General features: G+C 69.5%; 9 protein-coding genes. 7 read left to right on the top strand and 2 right to left on the bottom strand.

Translation table 11 applies throughout. The features are described from left to right. Positions 1–158 precede the first annotated feature (158 nt). Positions 159–1,403 (bottom strand): FAD-binding protein, encoded by a 1,245-nt coding sequence (locus ACTWQR_RS25970; protein ID WP_443229576.1) that lies wholly within the window; start codon positions 1,401–1,403, stop codon positions 159–161. 316 nt (positions 1,404–1,719) lie between these two features. On the opposite strand from ACTWQR_RS25970, the gene ACTWQR_RS25965 reads away from it, so the two are divergent. From ACTWQR_RS25965 to ACTWQR_RS25950, 4 genes are all read left to right on the top strand, one after another. Beyond that, positions 1,720–2,727: a hydroxyacid dehydrogenase gene (locus ACTWQR_RS25965; protein ID WP_443229575.1), complete on the top strand. Its 1,008-nt coding sequence runs from the start codon at positions 1,720–1,722 to the stop codon at positions 2,725–2,727. Between the two features lie 112 nt (positions 2,728–2,839). Beyond that, positions 2,840–3,901, top strand: a complete 1,062-nt coding sequence (locus tag ACTWQR_RS25960; RefSeq protein WP_443229574.1) for a LacI family DNA-binding transcriptional regulator — start codon at positions 2,840–2,842, stop codon at positions 3,899–3,901. A gap of 298 nt (positions 3,902–4,199) precedes the next feature. Further along, positions 4,200–8,678 carry a Tat pathway signal protein gene (locus ACTWQR_RS25955; protein WP_443229573.1) on the top strand — a complete coding sequence of 1,493 codons (4,479 nt, stop codon included), beginning with the start codon at positions 4,200–4,202 and terminating at the stop codon, positions 8,676–8,678. Between the two features lie 35 nt (positions 8,679–8,713). Beyond that, the gene (locus tag ACTWQR_RS25950; protein WP_443229572.1) at positions 8,714–9,082 is read left to right on the top strand and encodes a hypothetical protein; all 369 of its coding nucleotides are present in this window, start codon (positions 8,714–8,716) and stop codon (positions 9,080–9,082) included. Positions 9,083–9,105: 23 nt separating this feature from the next. Here ACTWQR_RS25950 and ACTWQR_RS25945 read toward each other — a convergent pair whose 3' ends face one another. Beyond that, a complete protein-coding gene (locus tag ACTWQR_RS25945) occupies positions 9,106–9,882 on the bottom strand; it encodes an alpha/beta fold hydrolase (RefSeq protein WP_443229571.1) in 777 nt (258 codons plus the stop codon). Positions 9,883–10,006: 124 nt separating this feature from the next. Between ACTWQR_RS25945 and ACTWQR_RS25940 the strand changes: the two genes are divergently transcribed. The 3 genes from ACTWQR_RS25940 to rsgA all read left to right on the top strand — a co-directional run bounded on the left by ACTWQR_RS25940 (position 10,007) and on the right by rsgA (position 14,464). Then, a complete protein-coding gene (locus tag ACTWQR_RS25940; protein WP_443229570.1) occupies positions 10,007–11,344 on the top strand; it encodes a radical SAM protein in 1,338 nt (445 codons plus the stop codon). A gap of 174 nt (positions 11,345–11,518) precedes the next feature. Beyond that, positions 11,519–13,048, top strand: a complete 1,530-nt coding sequence (locus tag ACTWQR_RS25935; protein WP_443229569.1) for a cellulose binding domain-containing protein — start codon at positions 11,519–11,521, stop codon at positions 13,046–13,048. Positions 13,049–13,288: 240 nt separating this feature from the next. Next, positions 13,289–14,464, top strand: coding sequence for a ribosome small subunit-dependent GTPase A (gene rsgA, locus ACTWQR_RS25930; RefSeq protein ID WP_443229568.1), 1,176 nt, complete (start codon positions 13,289–13,291; stop codon positions 14,462–14,464). Positions 14,465–14,509 lie beyond the last annotated feature (45 nt).

Below are 14,509 nucleotides of genomic sequence, written 5' to 3'. Positions count from 1 at the left end.
GCAAGGCTATGACCCGCGAGGACTTTCGACAAGGGGTTAGGAAAGGGGTTTTATAAAGTCCTCCGCGCCGCCGCGAGGCAGAAGCCGATCACGCCGTGCGTCAATCCCGGGCAAACGCGGTCCGTCACCCGCCGACCACTCCGCCTGTCACCCGCCCGTCACCCGCCCAGCACCTCGCGGACGAACGCGTTGCGGAACGTGCCGGTCGGGTCCAGCTCGTCGGCCAGGGCCGTGAACGCGTCGATCCGCGGACAGCGCTCGCGCACCACGGCCGGCGGCACGGTGAACACCTTGCCCCAGTGCGGGCGCGGATCGAAGGGCGCGAGTGCCTTCTCCAGTCGCCGGACCACGGGCAGGACGGCCGCCGTGTCCTCGACCCAGGTGAAGTGGAAGGCCACGGTGTCGCGCCCGTACGAAGGGCTCAGCCACTGCTGGTCGGCGGCGACCGTGCGTACCTCGCAGATCTGCAGCACCGGCGCGATCGACTCTCGGATCCCGTCGAGGGCGCGCAGGGCGTCGAGGGCGTACGGGCGCGGAAGCAGGTACTCCGACTGGAGCTCGGCGCCGCTGCTCGGGGTGAACTCGGGCCGGAAGTGTGGCAGGCGCTCGTGCCAGGGCCCCGGCACACCGAACTGCTGGGTGCAGTGAATCGCGGGCATGCCCGGCACGGGGTGCATGGCCTCGGTGGCGGGCGCGGCCCACGGGAAGCCGCCCCACGGCTGGTCCGTGCGCCGCTTCACCCACGCCTGGACGAAGCCCGACTGCCGCCAGTCCGTGAACAGACTCACGCTGTACGCCGATGCCGACACCGTCTCGAAGTCCAGTCCCACGAGCGGGAGTTGACCGAAAACGTGCTGGGCGACCTCGAAGTCCGGCTCCAGGTCGAGGGTGAGCGCGGTGACGACACCGAGCGCGCCCAGAGCGGTCACGGCACCGTCGAAGCGGGCGTCACCCCGGCCGATCGTGAGGGGCGAGCCGTCGGCGAGGACTAGCTCGACCTCCCGTACGGCCGAGGCCAGCGAGCCGTTGGTGTTGCCTGAACCGTGGGTGCCGGTCGCCACCGAGCCGGCCACCGAGATGTGCGGCAGCGAGGCCATGTTGTGCAGCGCGAACCCGTGCCCCTGCACCACCCGCGCCAACTCCGCGTACCGCACGCCGCCCGCCACCCGAACGGTACGACCCGCCGTGTCCACCTCGACCGACGGCGGCAACGCGGTCAGCGAGAGCAGCATGCCCTCACTGCCCGGATCGGCGATCTCGTTGAACGAGTGCCCACTGCCGAGCACCCGCACCCGCTCGTTCTCCGCGACGACGGTCCGGAGGGCGTCGAGGGAGTGCGGGCGGTGCAGCTCTTTGGCGGAGTATGTGATGTTTCCCGCCCAGTTGGTCAGGGGCTCTGCCATCCGTCGTCCCTCCCATGAAGTTTCCGTTGCCGATGAGAACCGGTCACGGATGGAAGCTACCTTGACCGGCGCCCCGTAAGGGGCGCGGGACTGTGACACCGTGCGGCTCCGCCGTGATGGGGGTCCCCCCGCTCATGGGGGTCCCCCCGCTCGAGCGAAGCCGAGAGTGGGGGAGCGACCAGCCACAGTCGGCCCGCAGAGACAGAACGGCCCGCAGACCCCCCAACCTCATGTCCATTGACCCCCTCACTCCATGACACCTACCGTAGAGACCGGTTGCTATCGATGAGTTCACCGACCCGGAAGGCCACCTCCCTTGCCCGAGCGCCCCCTGGCACTGTTCGCCATGACTACTGAGAACGTGCCGCAGATCTTCCCACCGGAGGTGCTCGCCCGGCTGCGGGACGCGGTAGAAATCGATCCCACTCTGGTGGTCGAGGACTTCACCGACCCCCGTGTACGGGACGCGCTGGCCGAGGCCGAGATCCTGATCACCGGGTGGGGCTGCCCGCGTATCGACGAGGCCGTGCTGGACGCGGCGCCGAAGCTGCGGGCCGTGCTGCACGCGGCGGGTTCGGTCAAGGGCCTCGCCGCGCCCGCGGTCTGGGAGCGCGGTCTCGTCGTGTCGTCGGCGGCCGGGGCCAACGCGCTGCCGGTCGCCGAGTACACGCTCGCCATGATCCTGCTGGCCGGCAAGGACCTCTTCGCCCACCGTGACCGCTTCCGCACCCAACGCGTCTTCCCCTACGGGGAGATCGTCCAGGACATCGGCAACTTCGGCCGCCGCGTGGGCGTCGTGGGCGCGTCCCGCATCGGACGTCGGCTCATCGAGCTGCTGCGCCCCTTCGACCTGAAGGTGAGCCTCGCCGACCCGTACGTGGACGAGGCGGAGGCCGCCACTCTCGGTGTCTCCCTGCTGCCGCTCGACGACCTGCTGCGTAACAGTGACATCGTGACCATCCACGCCCCGCAGACCGCCGAGACCCATCACCTGATCGGCCGTCGCGAACTCGCCCTGATGCCCACGGGATCGGTGCTGGTCAACACCGCGCGCGGCGCCCTCCTCGACCACGACGCGCTCATCGACGAGCTGCGCGCCGACCGGCTCGGCGCGATCCTCGACGTCACGGACCCGGAGCCCCTGCCGGCCGACTCGCCGCTCTTCGACCTGCCGAACGCGTTCATCACGCCGCATCTCGCGGGCTCGCAGGGCAACGAGGTGGCCCGGCTCGGCCTCACGGTGGCGGAGGAGGCCGAGCGGCTACTGTCCGGACGGGAGTTGGCCCACGGGATCGACCATGCGGCACTGGAGCGCACCGCATGACGATCACCCTGCGCGCCGACGCCGCCGACGGGGCGAGCGCCGGGAGCCCGGGGGCGAACCCGCCCGGCGTCTCGTAGTGTGACGTGCACCAATGCGGGGAGGGAGCCGAGCGGTGACCAAGAAAACGGAGCCCGAGGCGAGCAGGGACGCGTCCACGGTCAGGGACGTCGCCGCACGGGCGGGGGTCTCCGCCTCGACCGTCTCCCGTGTCCTCGGCGGCACCTACCCGGTCGCCGCGAGCACCCGCGCCCGGGTGCTCAAGGCCATCCGCGACCTCGACTACGTGGTCAACGCGCACGCCCGCGCACTGGGCGGCTCGACCAACAAGACCGTGGCGTTCGTCGTGGACGACGTCACGGGGCCCTTCTACGCGCACATCGCGCGCGGCGTCGAGGAACAGGCGTCGGCCGAAGGCCGGCTCTGCATGCTGTGCACCACACACGGTGACCCGCAGCGGGTCCTCGCCGTCGTGGAGACCATGCGTGAGCAGCGCGCGGACGCCGTGATCGTCGTGGGCGGCGCCTGGCGGGACAAGGCGTACCAGGACCGTATGACGCACTTCGCGCACGCCCTGGACCGGGTGGGCTCGCGGCTCGTCCTGGTGGGCCGGCCGCCGCTCGGCCCGGGCGTACCCGCCACGGTGGTCGACTACGACAACGAGGGCGGCGCCTTCGCGATGACCACGCACCTGCTGTCGGCGGGACACCGGAACATCGCCTACCTGGCCCGGATGCCCGACCTGTCCACCAGCAGCCAGCGCATCAGCGGTTTCACCCGGGCCCACGAGCTGCTGGGCCTCGCCCCGGATCCCAAGCTGATCCTGGACGGCCCCTTCACCCGCTCGTACGGCTATCAGGCGACCCGTGAACTCCTCGCGTCCGGGCTGGAGTTCACCGCCATCTTCGCGGGTACCGACATGGTCGCGGCGGGCGTGATCCAGGCCCTGCGCGAGGCGGGGCGGCGGATCCCCGACGATGTGGCCGTCGCGGGCTACGACGACATTCCCGTCGCCAAGGACGTCTATCCCTCGCTGACCACGGTCAGCATTCCCCAGGAGGAGCTGGGCCGGGCGGCCGTCCGGCTGGCGCTGCACCGTGAAGAGCTGCCCGACAGCCAGCATCTGGTGCTCGGTACGCATGTGGTGTTGCGGGACTCCACCCGGCGATCGGCTTAGGCCGGTGGGGGTGTGCGGGTAGTTGTGGGCTGGTCGCGTCCATGCGGCGGAGCCGCATATCGATACAGCCCCGTGCCCCCAGGTGGGGGCGGCTGACGCCCGCTATCTGGGCAACCGGTCTCTTTGAGCCCCGGTTTGTCTGTCGCGCCACGGTTACCAGTTCGAAATCCCGTTCAGACCTGGGGGGATTGTGGAATCGAGCGCACTAATCTCGGTACGACGTCTTGCCCGACTCCGGAGGGCACCTCTAGCTTCCGTAGAGACCGGTTTCTATCGTGCCGTCTCGTGAGGATCCAGCATGTCCGTCTCCAGAAGATCCGTCCTGGCCGGAGCCGCCGTCGGCACCGGAACCCTCGCGCTGACCGGGTGGTCCTGGACAGCCGCCGAGCAGGCATCCGCCGACGGGGACGGGGACGGGGAGGGCGCGAGACGCCTCGACCTCGTCGACTTCGGTGACCCCGAGTCCGAGGCGGCACATGACCTGGACGCCCCGGACTCGGCGGTGGTGGACGGCAACGCGGGCGACCGGGCAAGGGTCGCCAAGCCGCTCGCCACGCCCGACATCAAGGGCGGCGACCTCCGCTTCACCGTGCAGGTCGATCCGCTCCATCAGAACTACCTCACCGTGAAGTTCTGGGGCGGCGACACCTCCACGTACAAGACGATCGCGTACATCAACGGCGAGCAGATCGGCTACCGCCGCTCCGGCGACTACGAGGCGCTGAACACCGGCACGAACCGCCCGCTGCCCGGACGTTTCTTCTACGCGACGGTGATGCTGCCGCTGGAGCACACGAAGGGGCGGGAGCGGGCCGAGATCACTCTGCGTACGTACGACGGCGGCTTCGTCGCCAAGGTCACCGCCAACTCGCGTGGCTACTACCGGGCTTACACGCACACCGGTGCGTACCTGGACGTGAGTGACGAGCCGCAGGCCGACTTCACGCCGCCCACGGACACGGTCGCGGATGTGTCGGACGAGCAGAAGCAGGCGCTGGTCGACGGCTACGTGGCCGGCCAGGTGAAGCTCTTCGACACCTACTCGGCGAAGGTCGACGCCTCGGCGACGGCCCGGCTCAGCATCGTCCGCTACCAGGACGAACTGCGCTTCTACGCCACCGCGTTGACCCAGGCGAGCTGGTGCCCGGCGCGGTCCGCCGCCGAGCGGAGAGCGGCGCTGCTGCGGGTCTTCAAGTGCGTCGACAACCACACCAAGGACTACTACGCCAACACCAGGCTCCTGGCGCGCGGCGGCCATCAGGGCGACTGGGGCGGCTACTACGGGGCGCTCGGCGAGGCCCTGTACGTCGTCGAGAATCTGATCGCCGACAACGATGTCTACGGGCGCGAGGCCTTCGAGGCGTTCCTGGACGAGGAGTTCGTGACAGGCACGCAGGAGGGGCAGACGTCCCTGAAGGACGTCGACTTCGACGGTTCCCGGCTGACCCGCCGTGCCGCCTGGGGCCGGGTGCTGAAGGCCAACTTCGACTACGCCCGCTCGCGGCTCTCGTACATCTACAACCAGGTGATGTACACGTACGAGGGTGCCTGGGAGGCACACGAGGGCCTGCGGGTCATCGGCTCCGCCTTCCACGAGGGCAAGGCGCGCGGTCACCGCATCGTGGGTGAGGCGCTCGGCTGGCTGCCCTTCCTCGGCGAAGAGGTGCTCGTCGGCCCGGACGGCCAGGACCTGGACCTCTTCCACTCGCTCTTCTACCACGACGCCACGGCCCGCTGGACCGACGACTACATCAAGTACGTCATCAAGGGCCTCGCCAAGTCGAAGCTCGACAAGGACGGAAACGTGGTGCGCCGGCTGCCCCTCGGCAAGCACTTCACCACGATCACCGAGGCGGGCCACACCCGCGAGAACGGCTATGTCGCCAACTACGGTGAATCCACGAACTACCTGCCCGAGTGGTTCCACCGCACCTGGGGCCACCAGGGCGACGAGGAGCTGAACGACCGGATCCTCGAACTCGCACTGCGTAATCTGCACGCCCGGTCCCTCGCCCGCATGACCGACCTCGACGACAACCTCAAGCGCACCATGCGCATGGAGATGGTGATCGACGAGCGCAACACCAACTTCCCCGGATTCCCCGGCTACGCACTGCGGATCTCCGAGGGCAAGATCCTCAACTACGTTTCCCTGGCACGGCACATGACCGAGCACGCCGACCGGTACGCCGGAGACGACTGGGCGGCCACCCGCTCGTACGCCCGCGAGGCGGTCGGCTTCGCGCAGCAGCAGATCGCCGACCGCCAGTACTTCAGCTCCTTCGGGTCCGTCACCGGCAAGAACAAGTACGACCTCACGCTCGGCGAGACCTACGCCTACCTGAAGTCCCAGGAGCCGACCGGCATCGTCCACCCGCACACGGACTTCGCGTACTACACGGCGGCCGAGCTGGACGCGCTCGCGGTGGACAAGGGCGACTACGAGCGGTTCGCGTGGGTCGACGTGGACTGCATGTTCGTGTCGCTGAGGGACGGCGACCTCCATCTGTGGGGCCAACTCAACGAGCGGCAGCGGGGGTTCGCCCGCAACGGCCGACTGCACGTCCGTCAGGCGAACCGGGACCACATCGTGCAGCTCAACACCAACGGGCGCTTCCAGTACGAGGACTACTGGGCCCGTATGGACAACATCGACGTCGACTTCATGGAAGACCAGCAGACGGGGGACTCCTCGGCCCCGCAGGCCCTCGCGGGCGAGCTCGCGCCGATCACGTTCCAGCCTGGCGTGGGCACGGTCCGCCGGGAGAACTTCGAGGCGGACCACGCGTATTCGGGCTATCCGGACCTGCTGACAGCCCGGTACGGCCGCTACCTCTTCGTCTTCAACACGACGCGGACGGTGTACGGGAACGAGCGGGCGTACGAGGTGGAGGTGCCGTCGTCCGTAGGTACGGCCGTCCTTGATCTGGTGAGCGGGAAGGAACTTCCGGTGCGCTCCGGCAAGGTCAGCGTGCCGCCGAAGACCGGCCTTGTGCTCAGGCTCCCGACCGCCGACGTGTCCGAACTCCCGCCCGCGCACGTCGACTTCGTACACGTGCTGCCCGGTGACGGTGCGATCACGGTGACCTGGCAGACGACCGCCGGCGCCTCGGGTTACGTGGTGCGGCGGGCGACACGGCGGCAGGGACCGTACGAGGTCATCGCCTCCGATGTGACGGCCCGTCACTTCAGGGACGCGTCGGCGCGACCGGGCGAGACGTACTTCTACACGGTCACGGCGGTCAACGGCCAAGACGCCGGCTGGACTTCCCACACCATCCGGGCCGAGCTGCCGCCGTCCGTCTCGCCCGGCCTCAGGAACTCCGGCTGGCGCGACGACGCCCTCTTCAAGGCGCGGCCGGGCAGCGCGGCGGTGCGCGGCTCGACGGTCCGCGTGCTCGGGGCGCGCGGGGACGGGCTCGGCGAGGGCGACGACTACAAGGTGCCGTCCCGCGACATCGAGGACGAACTCCACTACGTGAGCCGCCCGTTGACGGGCAGCTTCACACTCACCGCACGGGTCTCCGGAGCCCGCGGCCCGCTCACCGGACTGATGCTCCGGGACCGGATCGCCGCCGACACCCGCCACCTCTTCTTCGGCGCCGACAAGGACGGCCGGCTCGTCCTCCACAACCGAACCCGGGACAGCCGCCACGACTGGCAGGACGACCAGCGCTCCCCGATCACGCGGCGGCCCGACGGGCAGACCCTGGCCGCGACGCCGTACCTACGGATCGTCCGCGACATCAGCACCCACCGCGTGCACGGCCAGGTCTCGACCGACGGAAAGACCTGGGTGACCGTCGCGTCCCTGTTCACGCCCTTCCCGTACGCGGTCCACGCGGGCTTCGCGGCGACCGGCGACGCGGAGTTCGCGGAGGTGGCGGCGGACGGCCTCGGGGCTCAGGCCGTGCTGCTCTCCGTCGAGCGCGACGCCGACACCGCGACCGTCCGCTGGAACAAGCCGGAGGACGCCCTGACCTTCACCCTCTCGCGGTCAACAGGTGCCGGGGAATGGGAAGTTGTAGAGAAGGACACGCGCTCGTACGCGTACGAGGACAAGAACCTGCGCCACGGCACGCGCTCGTACAAGGTGTCGGCGACGCTCGTCGGCGGCGGCATCCGCGACTCCGCCGAGGCCCTGGCGGTCGCCGAGACACTGGCCCAAGTCCTCGCCAGAGCACGGAAGACGGACCCGGCCGACTGGACGAAGAAGTCGTACGCGGCCTTCACCACCGAACTGGACCGCGTCGAGAAGGCGGCCGGCGAGACCGAGGACAAGCGGATCGACGAGGTGTACGCGGCTTATGAACTCCTCGTCTCCGTCGACACGTTGCTGCGCAAGTTCGCCGTGACGCAGACCATGGTCGCGGCCTCCACCACCCAGTGGCCCGGCACCGGCACCAAGGAGGCCGCGGGCTGGCGTGCCTTCGACGGCGACACCGCCACATACACGGACCTGACGGCCACCGAGAGCTGGATCGACATCGACGCGGGCACCGCCGGCCCGATCACCGTCGACCGAATCCGCGTCTTCCCGCGCGCCACCCATCTCACCCGCGCCAACGGCACGGTCTTCCGCGGCTCGAACGACGGCGGCACGACATGGACCGACATCCACACACTCAGCGGGGTCGCCGCCGCCCAGTGGTACGAGGCCAAGCTCCCCGAGCGTGCCTCGTACCAGAGGATCCGCGTGTACGACGCCCACGACGGCCGCTGCAACCTCTCGGAGGTCGAGTTCTGGTACCAGCTGCCGGACGAGGCGCCGATGTAGACCTGTAGCCCGTAGACCCGTTGTAGCCTCGCCGAGTGCTTACAGGAGTACTGATCGCCGAAAGCCTGCGCGTGGGCGCCGAGTTGGACTCGGTGCCCCTGCGGGTGACCAAGCTGTCACGGATCGCGATGCCGTCCGCGGCACCCGCACAGCCGGGGGAGTGGACCCTCCTCGACTTCGATGCACCGGACGAGGCCGCCGGACCACTGGCGGCGGCCTTCGCCGACTGCCTTGCCGCACAAGGCGGTTGGTACGTCGACTTCCACACGGCGGAGGAGGTGTTCGTGGTCTTCGCCGGCCGGGTCTTCCGCTACGCGCGCGGTGACACGGAGGCCCGCGCCGCGGCGGTGGACTACGGCAGGTCGGTGGGTGTGCCGGAGGCACAGCTCGACTGGGGCGAGTGATACCCGCCTGTCCCCGGGGAACGTCAGACCTCGGTCAGCCAGTGCTCGACCAGTTCGACGAACTCCCCGGGGCGCTCCTCGTGCAGGAAGTGGCCGCACCCCTCGAAGACCTCGACATGGGACGACGGGTGCGTGAGCGTCCCGCGCTCGAAGCCCGCGGCGGGCGTGTTCGAGTACACGCCCAGCACAGGGTGGGTTCGGCGGGACAGGTAGGCGCGTGTGGCGGGGCGCAGGCCGAAGGCGTCCGGGGTGAGGTACATGCCGTCGCGGCACTGGGCGAGTACCTCCGAATCCATGGCTGACATCAATGTCCGCTGCCGCTCCCGGAGCTGATCGTGAACCCCGTCCCGGAACGCCTCCGCCACAAATCGCGCCGCCCATTCCGAGCCCTCCCGACGCAGCTCCTGCTGCTCTCCGGGGATCCGTGCCGCCTCCGCCTCGTCGGCTCCGTACGCCGGGTCGACGACCACCAAGGCCCGTACGAGGTCCGGGTGTTCCACCGCGAGAGCCGTGACCGCCTGTCCGCCCATCGAGTGGCCGACGGCGACCACCGGGCCGGGGGCCAGCCGGTTCAGCAGCTCTGCGAGGTCGGCGGCGAAGTCGCCCGGGCCGTAACCCCTCGCGGGCTTGGGGGAGCGCCCGTGACCCCGCAGATCCGGAACGATCACCCGGTGCCGCCAGTGGAGGAGGGTGGGTGTCCAGTCGTCGCCGTCGCCGCCCCAGCCGTGGACGAGGAGGAGGGCGGGGGATGTGCCCGGGTGATCCGTGTGGTGGAGGCGTACCGGTGGGGTGGTGGTCACGGCGTGACTCTAGACGCGACTCTTCCGCCGAGAGGGGACCCGGCACGGCCGCACCGGGAAGGAGGGGCATACCGTGAGGAGTCGAGCACGGAAACCGTGGCGAGTCGGGAGCGAGGAGGACGGGATGGGCAGCCGTACCGGGCTGGTCGAGGATCTGATGGAACGGTTCCCGCACGTACCGCGAGAAGCCGTCTTCAAGGAGGACCTGCTGCGAGGGGGCGTGGCCTTCGACGACTCGGCGCTGTCCGACAACGAAGACGGTGACGTCAAGCCGAAGTCGTACTTCATCTTCTCCTTCGACCACGGCACGCTGCCCGAGCTGGGTGCGGCGGCGCTCAGGCGTCCGCCCGAGGAGATCATCCTCACCGGTGGTCCGTACGACCTGCGCCGGACCGTCGTGTCCGTGCGCGTGAATCCCGCCTCGCCGTATCGCGTGGCCGCCGACGAGGACGGCATGCTCGGGCTCTACCTCGACGGGAAGCGGATCTCGGACGTCGGGGTGCCGCCGATGCCGGAGTACTACCGGCACACGCTCGCGAGCGGGAAGTCCGTGATGGAGGTGGCCCCGACGATCCAGTGGGGCTACCTGATCTATCTCACGGTCTTCCGGGTCTGCCAGTACTTCGGCGCCAAGGAGGAGTGCCAGTACTGCGACATCAACCACAACTGGCGCCAGCACAAGGCGGCGGGCCGCCCGTACACCGGGGTGAAGGACGTCGAGGAAGTCCTCGAAGCGCTCGAGATCATCGATCGGTACGACACCGCCAAGGTGTCCACCGCCTACACGCTGACCGGCGGCGCGATCACCTCCAAGGTCGCCGGGCGCGACGAGGCCGACTTCTACGGGCACTACGCCAAGGCCATCGAGGAGCGGTTCCCGGGACGGTGGATCGGGAAGGTCGTCGCGCAGGCGTTGCCCAGGGACGACGTGCAGCGGTTCAAGGACTACGGGGTGCAGATCTACCACCCCAACTACGAGGTGTGGGACCGGCGCTTGTTCGAGCTGTACTGCCCGGGCAAGGAGCGCTACGTCGGCCGCGACGAGTGGCACCGCCGGATTCTCGACTCCGCCGAGATCTTCGGCGCGCGCAACGTCATCCCCAACTTCGTCGCGGGCGTGGAGATGGCCGAGCCCTTCGGCTTCACGACGGTCGACGAAGCCATCGCGTCGACCACGGAGGGACTGCGCTTCTTCATGTCGCACGGCATCACCCCCCGGTTCACCACGTGGTGCCCCGAGGTCACGACGCCGCTCGGCAAGGCCAATCCACAGGGCGCGCCGCTGGAGTACCACATCCGCCTGCTCGAGGCCTACCGCTCCACGATGGAGGACTTCGGGCTCTCCTCGCCGCCCGGATACGGTCCTCCCGGACCGGGGCGTGCCGTCTTCTCGGTGAGCTCGTTCATGGACAGCTTGCCGGCCGACGAGGGTGCGGACGAGAGGGTGGAAGCGCACCTCTGAGGCCCGTGGGGCCTGGTGGGACGTATGGCAGGCGGTAACCGGATTTGCCGGTGCCGCTTGTCAGTTGTGCAGGTACCGTGAAAAACTCGGGATCCGTCGTAAGACGGCCCCTCCAACTCCCGTATTACCCAGGTGAGTTGACCCCGCTTGTGGATGCAGGTGAAGTCCCCACCCATGCCCGACCTGCCGACCCCTCAGGACGCCGCCGAGGCAACACTGTTCTCGGAATGCTGGGACGCCGTCCTTTCGTACGCCGATCTCTGCACCGGCGGTTCCGCCACCGCCCGCCAACTTGCCTCCGAGGCCTTCTCCCTCGGCATACGCGAAGCGCGTGCCGCCGAGGCCGAGGCCGAGACCGGCACCGGCGGCAGGAGCTTCGGACGCCGGGCCCGTACGCCCCGGCTGCCCCGGATCCCGCTGCTCCTGACCGCCGTACGCCATACGACCGCCGCCTGGGAGGCCAAGGGCCAGGGCGGCCGACTCGACCCCGACCTGCGCCTTTGGCTCAACTCCGAGAAAGCTGCCCGATTTTCGGGCCCGCCCCTGGAACGGCCGCTCGCGCTGCGCGGGCTGCGGGACATGCAGGAGCCCGACGCGGCGCTGCTGTGGCTGGCCGAGGTCGAGGCGCTGCCGCTGACCGCCGTTGCCCGTCGGCTCGGCCTCGACCCGGAGAGCGCGGCCGACGAACTCCAGCAGGTCCGCGGTGTGTTCCGCGACCGCTGTCACCGCAACCATCTCGACACCCCGCTCACCGAGGAGTGCCGCAGCTACGCCCGGCTCCTCGACGCCGTCACCCGCTCGCCCGGCGCCGACATACCCGCCGACCTGTCACGACACCTCGCGCGCTGCGTCGAGTGCGCGGAGGCCGCCGCCTGCCTGCGGCTCGACGGGAGCGGGACCGGACTGCCCGCCGCACTGGCGGGCGGGGTGATCGGTTGGGGTGGGCTCGCCTATCTGGAACGGCGGCGCAGGGCCGTCGAGTCGGGGCTCAGTCGTGGAGTGGCCGACGACCTGGGCGAGTCGACGCCCGAACCCAAGGAGAGCAGGGCCCGGATCGGGCGTGCCGGGATGCTCGTCGCGGCCGCCGTGGTGTCCCTGCTGGCGCTCGTCGTTTCCTTGGTTCCCTTCGACTCCGACGGCGGGTCCGTGGAGGGGGAGGCGGTGGGGCGACAGCCGGTGGGGGATCAGGTGCCGCCGTTCGGCTCCCCGCCGTTGGGTTCGGCGTCGGACGCCTCCACGTCCTCCACTTCCTCGCCGAGGCCGTCGGATTCGGATTCGGGCGACGGGTCGGGTTCGGCTTCCGGCGCGGGTTCCGACAAGGCGACCCAGGGGGACTCGTCGTCCTCCGCGGAGCAGGGTGAGGTCGAGGCCAACCCCAGTGAGCCCGCCGTGTGCCATGCCCGATACGAGCTCGTCAACGAGTGGCCGGACGGGTTCCAGGCCACCGTCACCGTCAAGACCCGCTACGCCCTCGACACTTGGCGCGTCAGCTGGAAGTTCCCCGACGGGCAGAAGGTGACCAGCATGTGGGACGGCACTTTCGATCAGGACGGCTCGCGGGTGACCGCCACCGCCGCCGACTACAACAAGTCCGTCGCTTCGGGGAACTCCTTCTCCGTTGGGTTCCTCGCCTCGCGGAAGGGCGGGAATTCGGCGCCGGACGAGTTCACGCTGAACGGGCGGAGCTGTACGCACTCGGGCTGAAAAACCGATGGCCCGGTCGGAGGGGCGCGGGCTAGGGTGAGGGTGTTCTCACGGCGGGTGTTGCTCGCCGCTGGTGCTGTGCTGGTGTGAAACAGGGAGGTGTGACCGATGGCTGTCATCGAGATGGGCGCTGCCCGCATCCGGAAGTTCATCGAATCCACCTCTGTGGTCACCGGCTGACACCCTTCTTCTCCGCGCCCGAGTGCGCGCGGCCGGGGCCACCCTTCGAAGGGTCACCCCTTGTCTTTCTCTTCTTCGTCGTCTTTCTCGGCGTCGTCTTCGGCTTCGTCCGCGTCGGTTTCGTCCGCGGCGTCGTCTTCCTCCCCCTCTGCCGCCCTCTCCGTACATCCGCTCGCGGCCTACGGCTGGGACGAGGAGTGGGCCGCTGAGTTCGTCCCCTATCTCGAGCGTGGGCTCGAACCGGGGCGGGTCGTGCGGGTCGACCGTGGACAGTGCGATGTGGTCACTGCCGACGGGCTCGTACGGGTCGACACCGAGTTCGTCACTCCGCACGATCCCCTGCGGGTCATCTGCACCGGGGACTGGGCCGCCGTCGACGCCGGCGGCGATCCCCGGTACGTACAGGCGTATCTGCCGCGCCGTACCGCCTTCGTGCGGTCGACCTCGTCCAAACGGTCGGAAGGGCAGATCCTTGCCGCCAACGTCGACTTCGCGATCATCGCCGTGTCGTTGGCGGTCGAGCTCGATCTCGGGCGGATCGAGCGGTTTCTCGCGCTGGCCTGGGAGTCGGGGGCGCAGCCGTTGGTCGTGCTGACCAAGGCGGATCTCGTGCCGGACGCTGTCTCGTTGTCGTATCTGGTGCGGGACGTGGAGACCGCGGCGCCGGGTGTGCCGGTGCTGGCGGTCAGCGCTACGGGTGGGGACGGGCTCGATGTCCTTGCCGCGGTCGTCTCCGGAGGTACGTCCGTGCTGCTCGGGCAGTCCGGGGCCGGCAAGTCGACGCTCGCCAACGCGCTGCTCGGTGAGGAGGTGATGACTGTGCAGGCCGCACGTGACGTGGACGGGAAGGGGCGGCACACCACCACGACCCGTAACCTGCTCGTTCTTCCCGGTGGGGGCGTTCTCATCGATACGCCGGGGCTGCGGGGTGTGGGGCTCTTCGACGCCGAGAGCGGGGTCGGGCAGGTGTTCTCGGAGATCGAGGAGCTTGCCGCCTCGTGTCGGTTCCAGGACTGTGCGCATGTGGCGGAGCCCGGGTGCGCGGTGTTGGAGGCCGTTGCCTCCGGGGTGTTGCCCGAGCGGCGGCTCGAGAGTTATCGCAAGCTGCTGCGGGAGAACCAGCGGATCGTGGCGAAGACCGATGCGCGGGCTCGCGCGGAGCTCCGGAAGGAGTGGAAGCGGCGAGGGGCTGAGGGGCGGGCCGCGATGGAGGTCAAGCGAGGGCGTTGGCACTGAGCCTGGACGGTTGTTGTCTGCGGGTGGGTGAGGGCTGGTCGCGCC

Origin of the sequence: Streptomyces sp. 2A115 (assembly GCF_052245575.1) — a bacterium.
Taxonomy (GTDB): Bacteria; Actinomycetota; Actinomycetes; order Streptomycetales; family Streptomycetaceae; genus Streptomyces.
This window is presented reverse-complemented; position numbering and strand designations above follow the sequence as displayed.